The sequence below is a fragment of the Rhizobium lentis genome, from assembly GCF_014200175.1.
GTDB lineage: Bacteria > Pseudomonadota > Alphaproteobacteria > Rhizobiales > Rhizobiaceae > Rhizobium > Rhizobium mulingense.
The window spans coordinates 46,521-67,884 of sequence record NZ_JACHBD010000010.1; the positions used below are offsets into that span (position 1 = coordinate 46,521).

Consider the following 21,364-nt stretch of genomic DNA (forward strand, 5'->3'; position numbering starts at 1 on the left):
TAGTCAGATTGCCCGTCCTGCTGAGGCTTGGCGATCGACAATGCCGCGATCGGCAGTTTCCGGCCTCCGCCAGATCTTACCTAACTGTCTAAGCGCGGCAATTGTGGATCGCACGAAACCAATCTGATCCACGGTGACATTCGCTAATGAATGCAACCGATCCACACCGTCCCAAGTCGCCTTTCGACTGCGGCCTTTAAGTCCTCGGAGCAGCGGTCAGACACTACTAGGCCGAACGGGTTCATCAACGGTTCCGGCAATCCATACTCATCGACTTGACCTACAGGCGTCCTACCTGAGAGCGCGTGACGGATGCTCGCCCAAAGGGTCCATGCCAGTTCAATCTCGCCCTCCTGTCCGTCGTAAACGGTGCTCGCCGGCACGGTCTTTGAGATGACACCCAGCTCGTCAAGAAGCATCGTCGCAACCAGATGCGCGGCACAATCTGCCAGTTGGATACCCGCGACCAATCTTGAATCGCAACCGTAGGTGACAACCGCACCGGGAGGCATTTCAGCATTTGTTCGCTTCATTCCTTCGTCCAGATAGATTGCCGCGATGTGAGTTTCCTGGGGAAGGTCGACGCTGGACAAGAGCGTGGCGAGATGCGCCGCGAGTATCGCTCGCTCCGCGATAGGGCAAACGGCCAATGCGATCTTGCAGTGACGCAGGATGAGTTGAAGGCGCTGTCGCAATTCCTGTGCTGCCGGGTTGTCACGCATTGCCATGCTGCTTTTGAACTCGTCGCGAGAAGGATCGAAGCCGCAAGCCAACAGGCTTTGAACGACTTGTTCCTGAACGTCGCCTTCGGAACACACCGCAGCCACAACGATGAAGTGTCCACGATCATGGATGCTTTCATCCACGAAGACATGCATGCCGGCAGGGGTTCTGTGTACCTGGCTCAAAATACGCGGTATCCAATGCGACCGCCGCAGCGATAGCCGTCTGGCGACTTGTGTTCATTTAGCGTGAGAGACTGGGTCTTTCGCGTGAATACCTTCTGGCAGTAAGGACATTGGACTTTGTGGGTTTGCTCAAAACCGCTCCAGCCTCGCAGCGCCTCAACCCTCGGAATCGATCTCGTAGTCGTTCTTGTGGCGCCGCGAGCGCCGTCGCTGAAGGGCTTGCCAAAATAGGCTTTACGCGCCTCCTCGCCGGCCTTTGACAGTTCAATTTCAAATTGGGGCTCGAAAGTCTCGGCGAGAACCGACAGCGCTTCAACATCAGTGTTCACAAAAGTCTTGATGCTGGGGCCGCGCGTCCTGTCCCAGGCATAGAAGTATTCCCGCGCCGGCTTCCCTTGCGCCTTCTTGTAGGAAAGAGAGTACGGCTCGATCACCCGCTCGACGCCATGGTAGCGGATCTTCATAAGCTTCCTGGTCGCGCCGGCCTCCATGATGAGGTTGCGGTGTTCAGGACCGTAGTAAAGCTGCTCTCCCCACCCGCCGGTACCAATCCCACCAAATAGCTGCTCGATGGCATCCTTGAACCCTTCCGTCGCGTGGCTGAAATCGAAGCGCGTCGCTTTCGGACATTTTATGTACTTGTCCCAAACGCCGCCGAAGAACGTCATGGGTATGCCAAGCAATATGCTTTTAGCCGCGGCTGGGCTGGCACTGAAAATGGTCTTGTCCAGGAACGTACGCAGGACCAATCCGCGGTCCAGATCGATAGAACGGTCGATGAATGTCGAGTAGACCAGATCAAATAGGTCGTGGGAGTGACGGCGTTGGATGAGGCACTTTAGTTTGCTGGCAATCACCTCCTCCAGTGCCATACAGGTAATGTCGGCCGAACAAGCTTCTGCGTCAGAGTATGGATGGATAAGCTTCCGGCTGGTAGCAGGCAGATGAAGGCGATCGAAGTCGGTCACATCGACTTTAACACTAATGGTCAGATCGTCTTGAGCGCCAAAGAAGTCAGTGAAGTAGACCCGTCCTTTGTAAGAGTGGCGCGTGCTGTCCACCATCGGACCGCGCTCAAAGGTGTTCCGATCAACCACAAACTCCACGCCGCATGCGGCCTGTGCACTGAGACAAGCGTTGTTGATTTCAATGGCGGTGAGCTCGGCATCTACTGCGTCACCTACGGAGAAGTCCAAGTCAGTAGAGAAACGGGTATCGGGATAGTATGCTTTGCGCAGGCAGTTGCCGCCTTTGAACACCAGGCGGGCACGCAGGTAATCATTTTCGTAAATTGATTTTAGCAGCCATCCAAAAACGTAATCGCGTTCGACATTTGGATGATGGATGTCGAACTCGATCGCCTTGGCCTTTATTTCGTTCGGGCTGATCATTCGACGAACATACTTATGTTTAGATACGCCTGTCGAGTAGTAGACCGCAACTTCCACCAAAAGAGTATCGAGCGTCCTTGACCCTGTTTTGCGTAAGCGGTCGGCCTATCGTTCTGCTTCGCGCCCCCATTTCGGACGTTCAGACGGCCTTCGAAATTTCCTCGTAGCTCCCGTTTGGCGTACGCGTCCTGAATGTCTAGCTCGGGGTGGGAAGCCCACTGACGCCATTTTAGCTGACTAAGAGGGGTCAGACATTTCGCTATCCGCGCGGCGCTGGCCACCGAAATAGTCAGGGACACCTAGTAAATTTCTCTTTCGGCTTGGCCCTTCTCATGGTCTGTCGGCTGCCGGCGCAATGTCATTTCCTGTGATGCCGACGAGAATGACCGTGAGCGACGCTCAGGCGCTGACCTCGCGCGGTCTCAGGGCGCAGGTGCCATCAGGCTCGATACCGTGCATAGGCAAGCGTTTCGATGCCCGATACTAGAGTTCGTCGGCTACGAATCTGGGAACTTCGCTTTCGCCTCCGCACGTCCTGCAGAACTCGGGCTCGTGGCCCCGGCAGATAGGGCACTTGACCATCTTGTAGTCGCGCGAATCTACTTGATCGGCCTGGGCCTGGTCTAGCTCACCCTCACCGCCGCACGCCCGGCAAGGACGGTCGTGCCATTCGCCAGACCCGGTACAGATCGGACATGCGACTCGTCGGTAATCCCTTACGTCCACCCGTTCAGTGAACCGGCGCTCCATCTGCCGGTCCCCTCGGCACTCGGGACATTCCTCGCCACGGAAAGTTCCCGTGCCTTCGCAAAGCGGGCAGTCGACCAGCGCGTAGTCGCGTACGTCGATCCGGTCCCGCTGTCGTCGCTCCACCTGACCCTCGCCCGCGCAGGGGTGGCAGGGCTCACCGCGCAGGTTGCCAGTGCCTTCGCAAACTGGGCAGTCCACTTCGGCCCAGTCTCCCACATCGACCTGGTCCGCGTAGCGGCGCTCCATCATTCTCTCGCCACTGCAGGCCGGGCATTGGTCGCCCTCGAATGTGCCGCTCCCGTCGCAGAGTGGGCAGGGGACCGACGCGTACCGCTCGAGGTCAACGGCTTGGGCCTCGGACTCGGTCAATTCCGCCTCGCCTCCGCAGGCCGGGCAGTCCTCGTGGTTATAGTGGCCTTTTCCCTTGCACAGCGGGCAGTTTACGTAGCCTGCTCGGCGGGCATATTCCGCCTTCACCGCCACTGCCAGGTTCAGGGTAGTGCCAATATGTTTGGCAGTGGTCTTACTTTTTGCCAGCGCTACGAACTGCGGCTTCATCGCTTCGAACGCCGCATAGTCCGGGTCCGCCTTGGAGGTAGGCGCCATCTTCGACACTTGGCCCAGGGCGCCCTTTGCCAGTTTCGCGACAGCGGCCACTTCTTCGGGTGTGGAAGCGGCCGTCAGTTGCGCATTCAGACTTTCGCACGCCTTGAGCACGGTGAAGAGGCTGCCCGTTATCTCTGCTTGCAATTCCCAAAGCGCGCGGCGGTAGTATGTCATCGCCTGCTTGAAGGCGCCAACGAATTTGGCGCTCTCCGGCTTGGGTCCGTAGCTGTTCTTGTCGAACTTCGTGTGGTGATTGGCGCAAAGCCATATCAAGTTCTCAGGGTGGTTATTCTTGGACTTGGAAACTGGAGTGATATGTGCGGCCTCGCAAGAGTCCGCGTTGACGTGGCATATCGCGCATACCCCACCAGCCTCTTCCCTGATCTCCTGCTTAATGCCCTCCGGCACCGGCGGGCGCGCGCCGGCCTTCGAAGGCCAAGGTAGCTTCAACCAATCGTTGAAGCCGTCGAGCTCAGCCCGCCTAATGTAGAGACGCCCATCCGCCTTGCGGGCTTTGAGCTTGCGGTCGGAATCTGGCTTGGGGGCATAGCTCACGAACCAGCGAAGCAGCTTGGGCGACAAGCCCACGTGGGACGCGGCTTGAAACTCGTTAAGCTCGTCAGCCTCTTTCGTACTCAAGGGCTTCGCAGCTTTCATGGCAATACCGCACTAAGGCAAACTACGACCACCTGTGCCTCCCCGAAAGTGAACCAAAGCCAGCACCACTTAGGAATCGCCCGCAAGGGACCGGCTCAACCGCAGCGTTGTATATGGAGTGCCAGCGATTACAAGAGGAGCGGCGACTGAACAGCAGTCCGGCTCGCGTCCGGAGAAATGCAAATCCGCGACTTTTCCAAGTCTATCCGTGCCAAGTGAGTGTCGGCGCTCCGCCGAACACCCTGAGCGACACCACCAGCTTGAGGCAATATCGAAGAGCGTCAATGACCGAAGCGAGCGCACGCCACTAATGCTGCTTTCAGGACTGTCGAGCTTGTTTCTGAATGGCCGATATGGGTCGTAAGCCGCGATCGGCAGATAGGCATTGAACTGCAGCTATTTCGGATCACGTTCTGGAAACGGATTCCGTCGGCGACCTTTTGAGGGCCTCAGAATGACTATGCTACTGCATTCTGCCGAATTCGAAGAGCGTCTGCCCAGTCCTTTAGGGCCTTAATATCGTCCGAGATCTCCGATGGCGGCGGTGGCTCCTCATTACGAACGCGCGACGGATCATGCGCCTCGATGATGTCGCTGCATTTCTTGAACGCTGCTCGGAACGCTTCCGTATCCGTCTCCAAGAGCGCGGTGACCTTCTTCAAATGCTTGGTATCAATGTAGTCCCGGTGCCGCATCAGCACACCCGCGAAAACGATCTCCTCGAGCGCGCGCTCCCACGTGGCCCGCAGAAAACCGTAAAGTCTGACGGCGGAGCTGCGGTAGCCGTCCTCGTCGTTGGCATCATAAAGAGTCTTGGCAGCCCGTTGGTCTTTCTCGAGCCGGTCCAAGCGCGCCTTGACGCCAGCATGATCCCACGGCAATCCATCGCCCACGATACCGGTACCTTCCGGGCCGCGTGAAAGGTTTGCAAGCTTGGCGGGAATGCCTTGGCCGCGGGCGCTGTCATTCAGGTCGTTCACGAACACCAGGTCGTGGGTGAAAACAATGATTTGACGTTCCTTCGCCTCCTCCACGAGCCTTTGCGCGACCTTCTTGCGCCAGCGGTGGTCGAGCGATGTCACAGGGTCGTCGAAGATGAGTGCGGACTTGTGTGTGGCTGTCGCGAGCTCGGTCAGGAAAGCCGCCAGTGCTACGCAGGTTTGCTCGCCTTCGCTCAGCACCAGATGCACCTTGGTCTTGGGATTTGCGAACAGACGGATTTGGTAGTTTGGCGAGCCGTACTGGCCGCCGGAACGCACCACTTCAACACGCACCTTTTCCGCCGCAAGCCTGATGATCTCTCTCTGGAAGCGATCACGCATCCGGGGAGTGATGATATCATCGGCAAGTTCGTTGCCAAGTTTCGTGATAGTTGTCGTCGCGGTCTGCCCCAGGCACTTGGCAATACGCTCGAGCTTTGCCAGCCGCTCGACCTCTTTCGTGGCGACCTCGTGAAGGGCCGTAGCTGCAGCTCGGTCTTCGAGCTCGTCATGCTCGGCCTGCAGGATCTGGCGGCCTACGACATTGGCTGCCGCCTCCAACTGGCCGGCATAGGTACGGGTGTCACTTTCAAGTGCCAGCAGCTCTGTTTCCGGGATTACCGACATCGGCGACAGTGTCATGACAACGCTGTGCTCGATATCTCGCAGACACTGTAGTCTACGCAGATCGGCGGTGGCCATAAAGCGCAGCACGTCGGCGGCCACATCAGCGTGCTGGATGGCAATCCGCCTCCGTATGTCCGCGACTAGCCGAATATCCGGTTTACGCATCCGGAACTCTTTGAGCGTATTCGTGTAGACCTTCTCGGCCGCGTCAGCCTGCTTTTCCGTATCATCGCGGATGAAACCCTCGAAGCCGCCCAGCCGCGCACCGGCCTCGGCGCTGAGCGGCTGATGGCACAATACGCAGTGTTCACCTTCCGCCGCCGGGAACTGCCGTTCAACATGCTTCGAATAGTGCCGCGCCGCCTCCCATAGCTCCCGCCATACTTCCGCGCCGACGCCGGGGAAGGTGGCGTCCTTGAAGGCGTTTTCCGCGGCGATCGTCGCGGCAAACCGTTTGGTTCTGGCATCGTCTGCAAGCGATTTCAGCGTGTTGAGAGCGTCGTCGGAATAGTATTCCTCAACCTTCTTGAGATAGCGCAGGATCCTCGCGATACCATCGGCGAACTGGTGCTGCTCGGCGGCCGCCTCAACCGGATTTTTGGCGAGGTCTTCGGTGAGTTGCTGGAGCCGTGCCCGTTCGGCATCGGTCATGACTGCGAGGGTCGCCAGCGGCTCCAGCTTCGTATTGTGCTTGAGATTGGACATGATACGCCCGACCGCTGTGGTCGCCCGCCAAGTAGGCTTCTCGAACACGGGATCGCGGAGCGCCTTGAACTGGGTCTCTTCGGCCTGCAGCAACACCTTGATTTGCGTGCAGACTGCCGCGAGGTCGTCGGGAATGTCGAGCCCGAACGGCCGGAAGGCAACCTCTGTCTTGTCCTGGATGTGGACTGCGCCGCATTCGCGGTCGAACACGCTGACGGCAGAAAGCACCGGATCAGGATTCGCGTTGTCCTCCCATGGCAGCACAGGCTGCTGCACGCCGTCTTGCCAGATTGTAAAACTGGCCGTGGCCTTGCCGCCGGTCGTTAAGGAAAATGCGTCGGGCATGATTTCACCGGCCTTGCGTGCCCTGCAGGCGCGCTTCAACACTCGCCCATATCCCGATTTGCCGGCTCCGTTGGGTCCGTAAACAACTGTCAGGCCCTGTTGTTCGAACGCAAGGGTCTGCCTCGGAGCCAATTGGTTCACGCCGACGACATCGCCAAGGGAGACCAAAGCGATGGTCGCGCCGTTACCGGGGTTCGCAGGCAAATGTACCGCTTCCAGCGCCGCGGCCGTCAGTGAGATATCGGGCGCGCCGTGCTCTTTCTTACAGAGGTCCAAAACTTCGTTGATGGCCGCAGCATCAAGTGTACCACCCGTTACAATACGCCGCAGTGCATCTCGCTGCCACAGTGGACGCCCTTGCGACCAATCCAGTATCGTTTGAAGCACAGTTTTCGGCGGGCCAGCTTGGTGCATGATCAAAGCTTTACTTGGAGGTGTTTTGCGACAATGGCAGCAGCCCGCAACCTATACTAGCGCACGAAACATGCAATCGATGGGGTGTCGGAACTCGTAGTTATCAACAAAACGCAGGCCCGACGCCGGCGGTGTGTTGATTTTCCCCCTTCATGTTTCACTCCGGGACACACCCCGAACGGTGCCCCGCTTACCGCAATGCCGAATGCCGATTGATGTCTGCTATTGCCATCAATTGGTTCAAAGCAGACAGGCTGCCTCCGGCTCCAACGCTGTCGTTGGTCAGGGCGAGTCTGAGGTACTCGAACAGGGTCCCGCGAAAACCCTTCACGTGACTGTAGGAGAATCGACCTTTTATCATGGGGAGTGACAACCATCGGAGAGAGGGAATGGGTCCAAAAATAGCTTGCCCAGGGGCCCTGCATGATCTCAGTGGCTTGACGAAATCGCCTTATCCATATTTTTCCACCGCTAGCGACCGTAGATGCCACCGTTGTGTCCTAGCTTGGGCATCAGCCAACAGGACGGCAGTGGCGGAAATAATTTCCGCATTTGAACCTCATTAGTGCGAGGGTCCACAGATAGCACGCCAGGCGACGCGGTCGATCCGGAAAAGGCGTGATGGTGGCAGAGTTTGCGAGCATCGACCAAATAGATGTAAATTCAATATTCCCGCCGGTTTGATCACGTTGCAATCATCCATAGAATCGTTATCGGTATGATACGCCAGGGTTTCTTTCTAGTTTGGCGGGAATGTGGGGGCGGATGTTTGAGACGTTGCTTCAATCGGGTATTGCAACGCGCGATCTGGTCCTTGAACTGGCATCTCTCCTAAAGGAGCCGCCCGCGCCAGGGTTGTTCAGCCTTTTTCTTGTCTTGCTTCTTCTTGTGCTGGTTCTGGCGTTTTTCGCGACCGTGCGGAGCCGCGCGAAGGCGCTCAGGTCGGCCATCAATCTCGTCAAAAAGACAAATGGCGCCAGCCGCTTGCAGGAGGGCTTCGAAGATATTCAGAACCGCCTTGCAAAGCAAAATGGACGCGCCGCACGTCATCTAGCAGACACCTGGAAGGAGTTTCGCGAGACAACGATAGAGCCGCGACCGGGAACCGCTCTTGGTGTGCGGAATTCGATCAGGCCGTCGGTTTTCTTCAATCTTGAGGATATGGGCTTCAGCGTATCCGGCTGGAGGTTCGTGCCGGGCTTTCTCGTGTCGATCGGGCTTGCCGCGACGTTTCTCGGTCTGATTGCCGCGCTCCAGCAGACCGGTGAGAGCCTCAAGGGCGGTGATCAGGCTCAGGTCCGCGAAGCACTTACGCAGTTGCTCTCAGTTGCCTCCGCAAAATTCATCATGTCGCTGACGGGGCTTTTGTGCTCGATCGTTTTCACCGCCTTCTTACGCGTGGGTGGCCAGCGACTGGAAAGCACCATGCGAAAGCTTACGCATGAGATCGAAATCCGCATGAATTTTATCAGTCTCGAAGATCTGGCAGAGCGCCAGCTTGAAGCAATCGTCGAGCAGCGCGATCACATGCAGAAACTCAACCATGATCTCATCGCTGCAATCTCTAAGCCGCTTGAGAATGCACTGGCCGCCAGCAACACCCATGTGGGGACGATGGTCGATGACATCTCTCGCTCGCTTTCCACGGGGCTTGCGGCGGCGATGGAAAAGGCGGGCGATCGGCTGGAAAACGCATCCGACACGCTCAATGGCCTTGCTACAAAAATCAGCGAAGCCGCGGAGCAGTTCACGGTGGCCGCCGAGCGGACGGCGGTCGGCCTTGACGGCGCCGCACGCAGGCTGGAACTCGTGACTGATAACCTTTCCCGCGCCGGAAGCGGCCTTGCTGATGCGACCGAGCCGATGGTCGAAGCCATCACCGGAACAGCCACGACGGCCAAGCAAATTGCTGAAGCGAGCGTCGAGATGGTTCAATCGGCACGAAAAGCTCTGGACTCAGAGCGCGGTGTGGTCGTCGCTGCTGCGGAATCCATTCGTGAGCAGATCAAGAGTTTCGAAGCCCGCGCTGCATCCTATGACGGGCAACTGGAAAAGGCTTTCAAGACCTTTTCGACGGAAATAGGCAGGTCGGTTTCGGAAGTCGAAAATCACGCGAATGCGGTTCATCAGCAGTATGCCGACGCTCTGGGCACTCTGCAGGCGGTTATCGAAAACGCGAAAGCCTTCAGGCCCGAAAGCGAGAGGCCGGCGGAATGAGAGGGGCGGGCGGCACGCGCCCTCAGGAAGAAGAGGAAGAGTCCGTCTTCATCTCGATGGCCGACATGACGATCAGCTTCCTCTTCGTCATCATGATCCTGCTGGCGTTTTTTGCGAGCCAGTTCACGGATCCCGACACGGTGCCGCATTCGCAGTATGACGAACTTCTCAAGCAGAAGGATGACATCCTTAGGCAAAAGAACGACATGGAAAAAGAACTGCACCAGGTACAGGCGATCGTCGGAGCAGCCGATCTTCAGGTTTCCGATGAGGTGCAGGCCATGAAGGACGAGCTCGAGGATCTGCGGCGGAAACTCGCTGTGCCCGGCGCCCCCAACCAGATGGAAGTGTACAACAACAGGGTTTGGGAAACCCGCAGAGCTTTGTTGACGAGCCTTAAGAAACAAATCGACGACGAGATCAAGGGCGTCAATGTCAGCATCAGCGCGAACTTCGAGTCGCTGCAGTTTTCGGGCGACGGTCTGTTCGAAACGAATGTCGATGTCCCGACTGCGGCCGGATCGCTCCGTGTCAGCAAGATCGCGGAAATCCTCGATCGCAACCTCGGATGTTACTCGCTCGGCCCGCGCAAGAGATTCAGCCCGGACTGCAATCCGGGATATGCGGTGATCGATTCCCTGCAGGTGGAAGGCCATACCGATGACCGTGGCGCCGATATTCTGAATATGAGGCTCAGCGCAAACCGCGCGTCGTCGGTCTATTCGCTGATGACGTCGCAGCGAGCCGATCTCGTCAAATTCTATAATAGAAACGCGCAGCCTGTCCTTTCGGTGGCAGGCTTCGGCAAGGGGCGGCCCATTCAATCCAATGCGACCGATACCGGAAAGGATGCCAATCGCCGGATCGATCTCCGGTTCATCATGGCCGTGCCTGCGAAAGAGACCGATATTTCGGCGATCAAAAATGCTCTGAGCGAGGTGCCCCGATGAGTCTCATCGAAACAATTCGGGCATGCCGCATGGTGAGGCGTCAGGAGCTTACAGCTCCCATAGAACTGACGCAGGCAGTGACAAACGTGAAGAGGGCGTTTCCGGATGTCGTCAACGCGACGCCTGTGTCGGTCGGCGAGGCCATTCAGCGGCTCGACATCGCCTTGCGGAACTGGGACTGGGTGGGCGTTACCGTCGGCAACATCTCGCTTGCCGCCCGAGCCTTTCTGGAGGGGGACAAGATCCCGCATGCCGTCAGCGATTTCCTGAAGAGGGAGCTTGAGTCGACAACCACCTCCATTCTTCTCGACGCGGTCGCCGAGGCGTATTTTTCCGGCTGGACCAGACACGGTGAGAGAACCCGCTGGCTGGCGTCGATCCTGCAGGCAAGGGCGTACCATCTGTCCTTCCGCTGGAGGCGGTTGTTTGTCGCCGTTCCAGAACTGCTGGATATTGACGAGGCCCCCATACGGCTCGCCGAGAAGATGCTCATTCAGGCCGATCCGTTCCAGTGGCTGCTCGATGCAGGACTTGCCGCTCCTCATGCCGGGCAGCTTTCGACGGAAGCTTACCTGGCCTGGCTTAAGCTGCTGCCTCCCGTCGTGACGAACCAGCATGTCGAGCGGATCTTCGGCTGGATAAGGCCGCGGGGTCACAAGCCCGTTTCCGACGACCTCGCGGCGAGGGCCGTGGAGAAACTTCTGGAGCCTTGGCGTACCGATATGCCCGCTCCAGAATTTCGCACATTTCTGACTGACCGGATTATCGAGGCCTTCGGCGATCCGCGTTACGAAAGTAAAGCCGAAGCAAAAGCGTTCTGGCCTCTTGTAGCCGTGGATCGCCGCACGATTCTGCTCAGATGGCTTGCGGGGCAGAGCATAGATGCTTTGCTCGACATAATCACGAAAGCCACCGGGAACCACATGTGGCCTCCGCGGCACCATTTTTGGAAGGGCTTGTATGATCGAGGGCTGGTCACCGAGGCTTGGATCGCCCTGTCTACGCCCGCGATGGATATTGCAGGAAACATATTCAGCGAAGGCGGAGGTAAGATCGGTCAGGCGGCCGCGCTACAAACCGCCACCGGCAACAAGAAGGAAACCTGCCTGCTGATTATGAAGGTGGGTCGCTACACGGTCGTGGAGGGATCTCACGATTACCGGGTTCACCTCTTTTTGAACAGCGATCGCCGCGCGCCCGCTCTGTATCAAAACGAATATAATGCAGAAAAGATCATGCTGCCTCAGAACGATAGGATGGCCCGTATTCATGATATCCATGGCGGCTGGCAGAGCTGGGTCGAGGAGCGGGTTCTTCGATGAAGTTCGATTTTCGATTTGACCCGGACGCAGCGTTTCTCACGATCCAACCGGAGAAAAAGGGCTGGCTCTCCGGGTTCAGGAAGCAGGTCCGGCCGGATCTTTCGAAGCTTCCGCGGGAGGAAATGGATACGGCGCTTGCATTGTCGCGCCTGAGGCAGCTTGACCCGGCCAATGCCCTCCACTCGGTCGAGTCCGATATGGTCGTCATTCGCCATCCGCTTGTCGCGCGACTTGACGTTCGGGCGGCCACATCTCTGGGCCTGCCCCCTTTGCTCCACAACGTCACCTTTCGGGCCCGGCTCGTCGGGACCGTGGGCAGTTCCGATTTTCGGATCGAATGGTGGTGGGAACGCGCGGGAAGGCGCGTTGTTTTGCCGTTGACGGGCGCTTTTCTGGGGCCGCCTTCGAATGTCGTGCGGATCCCGGAGCCAATCTATCTGGCGATCGCCGAAGCGGAGAAGCTCGGCAAGAGCGGTACGCTGACTGATCACTGGCTGGCGCTTGGCAGGTTCCGGCGGCTTTTCGACGGTGACAGCGGAGAGGACCGCGCATCGCTCGAAGGTTTTTTGCGCGATGTCTCTGTCGTCACCTGTGGGTCTGTCGGCATCGGGTTCGACCCGGAGGATGATACAAAATTTTTTCCGCTCCCGTTTGCCGATCATCAGAGGTCGGCGGATGGAGCGGTTGCGACCACATCCGCCTTGCTCCACGGCCGCGAACTGGATGAATTCAAGACGGCAGCCTTGCGGCGCGGCGCGCAGCCAGCCTTTCGCGTGGCGAACGGAAAATTTCTGATCGTCGATCGTTCCGCCGTGCCGGTGATCGATACGATCGCGGCATATGCCGGCAAGGACGTAGAAGGCAGGCGCGCCTTCATCGCGGATGCGGGCCGGATTGTCGCCGAAGCGATCGAGATGGATCTCAAGCGGGAAGGGCGGCTGACAGCCCTGATGAGCCCGCAGGCGCGCACCGAAAGGATCGAGGAAGAGATCGCCCGCGCCTGGATCGAAACGGAAGAATGGGTTTCACGCGTCGTCGGGGTCGGAAAATGGCAGGTCACCGCAATCGACACCATTCAGGGATCGGGCACCCGGTGGCTGCAGGAAGGGATCGACACCGAGCTTGGTGAAAGACTGGCTGCTATTCCGGACGAAGAACTGGCGGATGTGATCGAAAGGTTACGCCATGCTCTTCAGATCGGCCTCTTGTCGATCGAGCATGATGTGGGCGAAATCCCCGCGACGGCGGAAGTCATCGAGGCGCTGAGCAGGCGTCTTGCCGATATTCTCAGGCGTCAGCAACCGGAAGAGGCGGGGACATCGCTTGATGCCTATCTGCCGATTACCCACGACAATTTCTGGGAAGTCGATTTCAAAGCTGCTGTCCGTAGCAGAACGGGCGACTTCGATAATACCACGCCGACACTGGTCAGGTCCGCACTGCAAAACCACCAGCTGGCTTCGCTGAATTGGCAAGTGCGTGCCTGGCAGGCGGGTATTCCGGGCATTCTCAACGCTGATGAACAGGGGCTCGGCAAAACGCTGCAGACGCTTTCTTTCATCACCTGGCTCAGGGAGGGAATGACAGACGGCAGCATTCCGAAAAAACCTTTTCTGATCGTGGCCCCAACATCCCTGCTGCTGAACTGGGAGGCCGAGATCGAGCGGCATCTCGAACGGGGATGCCTGGGCAAGCCTGTCCGTCTGTATGGAGAATATCTCGGCGCCTACAAGAAGCCGGGCGGCGGGCAGGACCTGCGTGAAGGCGAGGCGCGGCTCGATATCGAGGCGATTGCCAATGTCGAAGGCGGATGCGCGGTTGTCATCACGACATATCAGACGCTTGCCAATTATGCGATCAGCCTGATGGACCTGGACTGCTCTCTTGTCGTGTTCGACGAGATTCAATTCCTGAAGAACCCCGTGACGATGAGAGCCAAGGCTTCGAAAGCGGTCCGCGCCGATTTCCGGATCGGATTGACGGGAACGCCGATCGAAAATGCCACAAAGGATCTCTGGGCTCTGATCGACCAGTTGTTTCCGGGCGCGCTCGGAGCACTCGCGCAGTTCCGCAGGGTGTTCGATACGCCGACGGAAGCGAGCATGGGAGCCCTCCATTCCGCACTGTTCAAAGGCCAGAACGATTATCCGCCGCTGGCGTTGCGCCGGCTGAAAACCGATGCCGCTCCGCATCTCCCGACAAAAGTCCGCATCCTGCACCCGCGCGAAATGCCTAGGGCGCAGATGCTGCGTTACGACGAGGTGCGTGCCAAGGGAGGCGGCATATTGGCTCTGCTGCAGCACATGCGGCGGGTGTCGTTGCATCCCGGCCTGCTCGAAGGCGAGACGACGAAAGAATTTAATCTGTCTTCGGCCAGGGTCAGTGCCGCCGTCGATATCCTCAGACATATCCAATCGAAAAACGAGCGCGCTCTGGTCTTCGTCGAAAATCGCGATGTGCAGACTTGGTTTGCCGAGGTTGTGCGGATCGAATTTGGCCTGGAGCGGGTGATGATCATCAATGGCGACACGACCATCGATGCCCGCAAGGACATCACCGACCGGTTTCAGCAACACCTTGTCGACGATCGCGGCTTCGACGTCCTGATCCTTGGTCCGCGCGCCGCGGGAACAGGCCTGACGTTGACGGCAGCAAACCACGTGATCCATCTCAGCAGATGGTGGAATCCTGCGGTTGAAGAACAATGCAACGACCGCACCCATCGTATTGGCCAGACAAAGCCTGTCACAATCCATATACCGCTCGCCGTTCATCCGGGCCTTGGCCGAGGTTCGTTTGACTGCCTGTTGCAGAGCTTGATGAAAAGAAAACGTTCTCTTGCTGATCGTATTCTCTGGCCGGGAGATGTCACGGAGGGCGAAACGAAGATGCTTTACGACGCGGTTTTGGCGGCGGAGACATCATCCGATTCAAAGTCCATAAACGTCGATGAGGTTCTTGAAGGTCGCAGCGATCTCCAATTTGAAAAACTTTCGGACAATTCCATTCGATTAAAGCCGGCCAGAGGCGGTGCCTCCATCATCGTTTCCTCAGATGTCACTGTGCCAATGCCGACGTCGGGCGAAAATGGAGACGCGGCCGTCATTACGCTCAGCGAGGAATCACGGGTTCCGTCTGGCCTGATCGTGCCGCACTCAAAATTGAAAACAGCGACCCTTTGGCCAGAGTACATCTTGCCGGAATGAAGTCTGGCCTGGAAGAGGAATGCCGAAGACTCCGTATTCTAACATCGTCATCTCTCGTCCGCTTGCGTGCTTGAAGATGGGTCTATGTGCTCCAGGGGCCGCTGTCGAAGCTTTAGGACAAGTTGAGTAGCGAGGCATACTCTCTGCTTTCAGAGCCGCAGTTGGCGTTCCTGGGAGCTCTTGCCAATAGCGCCGAGCGCGCCGGCATAGGAAATAATTTCCGCGCCCGAAGCCTACGATCTCCTGACGATCTTCTGCGTTTCACGGTCATATCGGTACTGATGTAGCTGCCCGTCCTTGATGAGCTGGGCTGCCTGGGCAACATGGTCTGGCAGCACATAGAACCACTCGCGCGGTCGTATCCTCTTGCCGAACCGGTCAATGATGAAAAGCTCGCCGGGCCTTGCTGCGTCAAAGAACCGGTGGAGCAGGTTCTCGACCTTTGAACGTGAAAGGTTCTGCAGTTCGTAGGTGGCGACAATCTCGACAGGCGCCAGAAGGAAGGTTGGATCGTTCCGCGCATCGGCCACGCGACGCCGGACGTCTTGTGAGGTTACGCCGATCTTGTAGAGGATGTCGCGCTGCGGTTTGATCGCCGGATCTTCGGAAAGGCTGCGCGCCACGTAGATCGTGCCGGACAATGAAACTTTATCGGTTTCCCAGTCGGGATCGAGCGGGCCTAGGCCCAGGCGCTGAACGACGCGAGCCGTCTTATCGTCGTTGAGGGACTTGCGGAACGACGACATCAGCGGGTCGCTTTCGGTGCCGTTCGAAAAGATCACCCGCAGGCGGTGGTCGCGCGCGCCACCGCGCTGCGTACTTTCACTCTTTTCCGCAATGTACGCGAGAAGGCCGTTGCGAATGAAAAAGTCGCCTTCCATCGGCTCGATAATAGCCCATTTTTCGATGAGCGTGGCTTCCCGTGCGCCGCTATCGAGAGCCTGTTGCATGGTTTCGAACAGGCCTGCGAACTGATCGAAATCCTTGCAGGGTATGAAATCCGCCCGGTGGTCGGGCACCTGACGTTCCGCAGCCGGCGTCACATGTTTGAGCTGAACCAGCTCCGGCTGAACATCCAGACCATCATCGTTAAAGATGTCATCGAGCGAGTCCGGGATGTCGTCGTCTTCAACCTCATCGCGCCAGGAAACCTCGGCGACTTCCTCTTTCCTTGCCAGAAGTCCAAGCTTGTCTGCTTGCCGAAGCTCGTCGCTCGGAGATTTAGCAATGTTTTCCCAGATCGTACCAAGCCGCATCTCTTCATGATTGGATGCGTTGGCGTCCGGCAAACGTCCGTGCTGCTCGAAAAAGCGCGTCACATCATTCAGAATTGATACGCTATTGTTGCCTGAAGATGACGCCCTCGGCTTCAGCTTCACAGCAAGAAGGCCGAATTCGTCTGCCTCTGCAAAGATCTCTTCCAGCGTCGGGCGGGGCATCAGCTTGCCGTCTCTCGCATCATCTGGGCCTTGCGGTTCTTGAGCCAGGCCAGCGCTTCTGCCATGCGCTTTTCCAGCGCATCTTCCGCATGAACATTCGGCTCGCGCCCCTCCTGCGCCCGGAACCGCTTGATCCGGGGCCACAGCGTCCGCGCTTCCTCTTCCGTCATCTGCACACGCATGGCCACCATGGCCGACTGTACCTGAGACAAAAGCGGGGCATCGAAGCTGCGCGAGGCCACCTCGAAGCACTCCTGAAAGGCGTTGACGCTGTCGATGAGGTCAATATCCAGCTCGCGAACATTGATGAAGCGGCGCACCATGGCCAGCAGCGTGTTGGGTGCCGCCCGCATATCGTCGTCTGCGTCGTTGCCATCCGCCTGCCCGGCGTCGCCGTTCGTCCGGGGCGCTTCACCGCCTTCCTGATCGGCACCGATGAACGGAGCGCCCGCTTCCTGAAATCCACGTTCGGATTCCTGGCGTGCCAGCGTCAGCAGGTTCATGCGCGCGGCAAGGTTCTGGCGGATGGCTTCGGTTTCGTCATCGTTGAGGTTCTCGTAGCGATGCTCGATGATGTCCGTCAGCAGCATCTGCGTTGCCACTTCCGGGGCCGTGTCTGGCGAAACGATGCGGGCATCGACAGCCTGACAGGCGGTCGCCATCAGATCGGCCATATCGTTTTCGCAGATGTCGCGCGCCCGGTCGGTCGGCGGCTCCATCAGGCCCTTGATGCCGATGGTAATGGTGCCCTGGCCGTCATCGGTGATCGGTTCGCGAATATCGCCATCTTCCCGGCGGTAGAATTTGAAATTGGGCGCAAGAACCTGTTCCATCAACAAGGAGCCGGAAATGGCCTTCAGCATGTCGTTGACGGCATCCTTGACCGCAGCCGTTTCCACGCCTGGTTCCGCGACCAGATTGGTGAAGATGGCTTTCGGCTTGCCGGGCGCATCGCGCGTTGCGCGGCCAATAATCTGCACGATTTCGGTGAGAGATGCCCGGTAGCCGATGGTCAGGGCGTGTTCGCACCACACCCAGTCAAAACCCTCTTTTGCCATGCCAAGCGCGATGATAATGTCCACCTTGGCGCGGTCAGCCTCATCGTCGCGCTTGCCATTTGGTCCCTTGATCTCGCGGGAAAGAGCGGCCTTCACCCCCTCGCGCTCCGGGCCATCGTGAACGAGATCGGCCACTTTTAACACCCGGCCATCTGTCGTGCGCATCAGATCGAAGCCGGTTACGTCTTCCACGCCGATGTGCTCGCCGATGAGATCGAGAATGCGGCCCACCTCGTCGTTCTTCTCGCCAAAGGCTTCTGCCGAGCCGCGATGGGGAATGTGGATGATCGTCTTGAGCATCGTGTCCAGCACATCCGGCAGGCCATTGATATACTGGCCACGGTAGAAGCTGTAGTTGACGCCAAGCGCCTTCAGATATTCATACCCTTCAAGCTGCTCGTAATAGGAATAGGTGATCGTTTTGAAGCGCGCCTCGTCCTCCGGGCGCAGCACGGGCACGGCATCGCCCCGGAAGTAGGAGCCGGTCATGGCCATCACATGGCACTGGCCGCGCGCAACAATCTGCCGTAGAATTTCGCCGAGGCGGTTGTTATCCGCTGCCGAAACATGGTGAAACTCATCAATGGCAAGAAACACATTGTCGAAAGCCTCGATCCCATGCGCCCGCTCCACTGCCTCAAAGCCGAAGCGGAAGGTGGCATGGGTGCAGACCAAAACGCGGGCGTCAGACTGCATGAAATCGGAAAAGGCCTTCACCTTCTGCGCGGTCGAGCCATCCTCGGTGCCGGAAAGGCAGAGGTTCCAGCGGTCCTCCACCTGCCAATCGGCATCGAAGCCGTAGCTTTTCAGATCGGTCGAGCGGAAGGAGCCGCCAATCGAGGTTTCCGGCACGCAGACTATGGTTTTGGCCAATCCCTGATGGTTCAGCTTGTCCAGCGCCACGAACATCAGCGCCCGGCTCTTGCCCGCCGCAGGCGGGGCTTTCAGCAAAATGAACTGCCCACTGCGGGCAGCATAGGCGCGGGCCTGCATGGGCCGCTGGCCAAGCGCATTGGTGGCCTTGGATTGCCCGGTGCCATTGTAGCGCACATTGACCATCTCAACCATTTACTTCGCCCCCTGCTTTACCCGCGCCGCATAAAGCTTGAACAGCTTTTCCAGCCGCTCCGTGTCGTTGCGGAAGGCGCGGCCAATATACATGCTCTCCAGCAACTCATCATTCTCCCGGTGCACGGCCCGCAGATCATCCGGCATCTTGTCCGGGTCGTAGAGGTCGGCAATGGTTTTGGGGTAATGCTGATAGCGCGTTTTCAGGATGCGCCGTGCGGAGGCGGAAAGCTGATCCAATTGTTCTGCGGTGAATTTGGGCACAGGGAAGGTGTTCCAGCCCAGCGTGTTGGAATATCGGAAGTCGGATTTGAGCTTGCCGCACACGGTGGCGATCCAGACGAGATGCAGGCGCGAGGCGATCAGGGCGATGCACCAATCGGGGGCGTCGTAGAGAACCTGATTCAGGTTCGAAGAAATGACGTCGGCTCCAACGCGGTCAACCGGGAGGTAGGGGCGGCGTTCTGAAGTGACGCTGGGGACAAGGATGGCGTGGGCAAACGTTTCCGGGCTTCTGCGCTCTACGAAGCGATGGGGCCGATTGGCGAAATCAGACGTCGATTTGTTGGTACTCTTGAGCCGGTTCTCAGCGACCATTTCGATCCGCTGCTTGATGGGTGGTATCGATAGTGCCAAGTCCAGTGACGTTGGGTCTGCTCGCTCATCGATCCAAAGGCAGTACCTGTCGAGACCGTTCACAACCTCCTCCGAGCCGAGAAATTTTCGAATTATAGTTCTAGTCTCAGGATAAGCATCAGTAAGCGACTCCATCTCGATCTGGTTCAAGATCAAATGTCCGCCGTCCCTGGGCATCTCTCCGAAAGTCATTTCCGGCAGGCCATTTATGGGCTTGGATGATGCGGAAACGGTCACGGTCGGTCCATCGACGAGATAGCTATTGATGTTTCCTGCCCGAACCTCAATGTCTTCATCAATCAAGCGTTTCGCCTTGGAACTGGTATTACGGATTCCGACGACGACGCAAATGACGGCTGCATTCGCAGCAGCGTTGTTCCGCCATTTGAATGATCGGTGAGCAAAGCCAATTTCGACGTCGAATTTGAATATCTCTGGCCACAGGCTGGACGCTGAGGCTCCCTGACATATCGAATTTGTAGCGACCAATGCCGCCTCAGCATTGCGATCTCGTATGTATTGCGCAGCTAGAAAATACCACGCGGCGACCAAGTCGAACGCTCGATAGGCCTTTACCCGACCGCTGAATACGAGGTCCATGCCTTCCTTTTGCTCTTCCTCTTGTTGCGCTTTGCCGAGGAAAGGCGGATTTCCAGCAATATAGACCTCCTCACCCTCCGCGGGTGGCGGACAAACTTCATCCCAGTTTACTCGGAGCGCATTCTCACGTCTGATCTGACCGCCATCCCGCAACGGCAACAGCGGAGGCATTCGCCCGAACACATCGGCAAAGCGGGCATTGGCCTGATACTCGGCAATGAACAGTGCGAGCTTCGCCGTTTCTGCCGCAAAGTCCGTCAACTCGATGCCGTAGAACTGGTTGAGGCTGACGGAGGAGAACATGGCGAAATGTTCGTTGCCCTCCAGCTCTCCCAGCCGCTTCAAAATGCGGATTTCGCGCTCGCGCATCTGCCGATAGGCAACGACAAGAAAATTGCCGGAGCCGCAGGCGGGATCGAACACTCGGATTTTTGACAGGCGGTGAAGCTGGGCTTTCAGGGCCGCCGGCTTGTCCCAGGCCTTGTCCAGCGACTCATCCAGATCATCCAGAAACAGCGGCCCTAGCACCTTCATGATGTTGGGCACCGAGGTATAATGCATGCCCAGTTCGGCGCGGGCCTTGGGATCGGCAATCGACTGGATCATCGAGCCGAAAATATCCGGGTTGATCAGCTTCCAATCCAGCTCTGCGGCATCGCGCAGATAGCGGAAGGAAATGGGGTCAAACGCCGGGGCCTCGATGGCATCGATAAACAGCCCGCCATTGACGTATTCGAACGTGTCTGTCCATGCAGGTAGCCCCTCCCGCTGGCCTTTGGGCAGGTTCATGGCTGTGAATGCCTGCACCAGCACCTCGCGCGCATGTTCGCCCTTGTTGCCGCCATAGGAAAAGACGGCGAAGGAGAACTGATCCTCCTTGAACACGCCGACATCCTCGGAAAACAGGCAGAAGATCAGCCGCGTCATGAAGAGGTTCATGGCATGGCGGCGCTCCGGCACCGCCCAATCCGGGTTTGCTTTCAAAAGCGCATCGTAAAGTTTTGCCAGTTTGCCGGTGGCCTTGATGTCTACCGGGTTTTCCTCTGCCGCCCGATAGCGCTCCTTGCCTGCGGCTGGCAGGAAGAAGGAGAAATGCGTGCCAAGCTCCACAAAGGAGCAGTGCAGTGTATCACCGGACTTTCGATGCTCGGCGGCAATCATCTCGCCATCCGTGGCGATCAGGATTGCAGGCTTCGCTTTTGCCGTGCGCTTGGAGGCGCGAAGCGCATCCAGCATTTCAGCCGCCATGCCCGGCAGGACCGGGACATAATGAAACTTGCCGTTCAGCAGAACGCCGCCCGCAATGTCCGACTTATTGGTGCTGCCTGCCCTCAGCTTGGCAACGGTTGCCTGCGCATTGTCCGTCGCCTGCGCAAAGGCATAACCAAACTCGGCGGGATCAAACTTCGCCTTGGCAATAGCATCCAGAGCGTCGGCAATTTCGGTGGGGTTCATCATGGAAGGTCAGGCTTCTTGTTATCGTTG

11 protein-coding genes are annotated in these 21,364 nt (G+C 58.0%); 4 read left to right on the forward strand and 7 right to left on the reverse strand.

Features of this window, described 5'->3' with window-relative positions; genetic code table 11:
• Nucleotides 1-143 precede the first annotated feature (143 nt).
• From GGI60_RS22195 to GGI60_RS22210, 4 genes are all read right to left on the reverse strand, one after another.
• Complete coding sequence (locus GGI60_RS22195) at nt 144-908, reverse strand: DUF3800 domain-containing protein (RefSeq protein ID WP_183918598.1); 765 nt, start codon at nt 906-908, stop codon at nt 144-146.
• The gene (locus tag GGI60_RS22200; protein WP_183918599.1) at nt 905-2,299 is read right to left on the reverse strand and encodes a nucleotidyl transferase AbiEii/AbiGii toxin family protein; all 1,395 of its coding nucleotides are present in this window, start codon (nt 2,297-2,299) and stop codon (nt 905-907) included. The genes GGI60_RS22195 and GGI60_RS22200 overlap by 4 nt, the downstream gene beginning before the upstream one ends.
• 483 nt (nt 2,300-2,782) lie before the next feature.
• Complete coding sequence (locus GGI60_RS22205; protein WP_183918600.1) at nt 2,783-4,312, reverse strand: zinc finger domain-containing protein; 1,530 nt, start codon at nt 4,310-4,312, stop codon at nt 2,783-2,785.
• A 458-nt stretch (nt 4,313-4,770) separates the two neighbouring features.
• A complete protein-coding gene (locus tag GGI60_RS22210) occupies nt 4,771-7,383 on the reverse strand; it encodes an AAA family ATPase (protein ID WP_183918601.1) in 2,613 nt (870 codons plus the stop codon).
• 765 nt (nt 7,384-8,148) lie between these two features.
• Between GGI60_RS22210 and GGI60_RS22215 the strand changes: the two genes are divergently transcribed.
• The 4 genes from GGI60_RS22215 to GGI60_RS22230 are packed head-to-tail and all read left to right on the forward strand — an operon-like array spanning nt 8,149 to nt 15,078.
• Nucleotides 8,149-9,600, forward strand: a complete 1,452-nt coding sequence (locus GGI60_RS22215) for a methyl-accepting chemotaxis protein (RefSeq protein ID WP_183918602.1) — start codon at nt 8,149-8,151, stop codon at nt 9,598-9,600.
• Nucleotides 9,597-10,550 (forward strand): OmpA family protein, encoded by a 954-nt coding sequence (locus tag GGI60_RS22220; RefSeq protein ID WP_183918603.1) that lies wholly within the window; start codon nt 9,597-9,599, stop codon nt 10,548-10,550. Before GGI60_RS22215 ends, GGI60_RS22220 begins: the two co-directional genes overlap by 4 nt.
• Nucleotides 10,547-11,872 carry an EH signature domain-containing protein gene (locus GGI60_RS22225; protein WP_183918604.1) on the forward strand — a complete coding sequence of 442 codons (1,326 nt, stop codon included), beginning with the start codon at nt 10,547-10,549 and terminating at the stop codon, nt 11,870-11,872. The genes GGI60_RS22220 and GGI60_RS22225 overlap by 4 nt, the downstream gene beginning before the upstream one ends.
• Entirely contained in the window at nt 11,869-15,078 is a 3,210-nt protein-coding gene (locus GGI60_RS22230) for a DEAD/DEAH box helicase (protein ID WP_183918605.1), read from the forward strand. Before GGI60_RS22225 ends, GGI60_RS22230 begins: the two co-directional genes overlap by 4 nt.
• Nucleotides 15,079-15,311: 233 nt before the next feature.
• On the opposite strand, the gene GGI60_RS22235 is transcribed toward GGI60_RS22230, so the two are convergent.
• The 3 genes from GGI60_RS22235 to GGI60_RS22245 are packed head-to-tail and all read right to left on the reverse strand — an operon-like array spanning nt 15,312 to nt 21,337.
• On the reverse strand, nt 15,312-16,517 hold the full coding sequence (locus GGI60_RS22235; protein ID WP_183918606.1) for a GIY-YIG nuclease family protein: 1,206 nt from the start codon (nt 16,515-16,517) through the stop codon (nt 15,312-15,314).
• Nucleotides 16,517-18,643, reverse strand: a complete 2,127-nt coding sequence (locus GGI60_RS22240) for a DEAD/DEAH box helicase (protein WP_183918607.1) — start codon at nt 18,641-18,643, stop codon at nt 16,517-16,519. The genes GGI60_RS22235 and GGI60_RS22240 overlap by 1 nt, the downstream gene beginning before the upstream one ends.
• Nucleotides 18,644-21,337 carry a DNA methyltransferase gene (locus tag GGI60_RS22245; RefSeq protein ID WP_183918608.1) on the reverse strand — a complete coding sequence of 898 codons (2,694 nt, stop codon included), beginning with the start codon at nt 21,335-21,337 and terminating at the stop codon, nt 18,644-18,646. It lies immediately after the preceding gene.
• Nucleotides 21,338-21,364: the final 27 nt, after the last annotated feature.

Excerpts from the sequence above, each read along its gene's own strand:
- GGI60_RS22200 (WP_183918599.1), bottom strand. The coding sequence starts at position 2,299 with ATGATCAGCCCGAACGAAATAAAGGCCAAGGCGATCGAGTTCGACATC.
- GGI60_RS22205 (WP_183918600.1), bottom strand. The coding sequence starts at position 4,312 with ATGAAAGCTGCGAAGCCCTTGAGTACGAAAGAGGCTGACGAGCTTAAC.
- GGI60_RS22210 (WP_183918601.1), bottom strand. The coding sequence starts at position 7,383 with ATGCACCAAGCTGGCCCGCCGAAAACTGTGCTTCAAACGATACTGGAT.
- GGI60_RS22215 (WP_183918602.1), top strand. The coding sequence starts at position 8,149 with ATGTTTGAGACGTTGCTTCAATCGGGTATTGCAACGCGCGATCTGGTC.
- GGI60_RS22220 (WP_183918603.1), top strand. The coding sequence starts at position 9,597 with ATGAGAGGGGCGGGCGGCACGCGCCCTCAGGAAGAAGAGGAAGAGTCC.
- GGI60_RS22225 (WP_183918604.1), top strand. The coding sequence starts at position 10,547 with ATGAGTCTCATCGAAACAATTCGGGCATGCCGCATGGTGAGGCGTCAG.
- GGI60_RS22230 (WP_183918605.1), top strand. The coding sequence starts at position 11,869 with ATGAAGTTCGATTTTCGATTTGACCCGGACGCAGCGTTTCTCACGATC.
- GGI60_RS22235 (WP_183918606.1), bottom strand. The coding sequence starts at position 16,517 with ATGCCCCGCCCGACGCTGGAAGAGATCTTTGCAGAGGCAGACGAATTC.
- GGI60_RS22240 (WP_183918607.1), bottom strand. The coding sequence starts at position 18,643 with ATGGTTGAGATGGTCAATGTGCGCTACAATGGCACCGGGCAATCCAAG.
- GGI60_RS22245 (WP_183918608.1), bottom strand. The coding sequence starts at position 21,337 with ATGATGAACCCCACCGAAATTGCCGACGCTCTGGATGCTATTGCCAAG.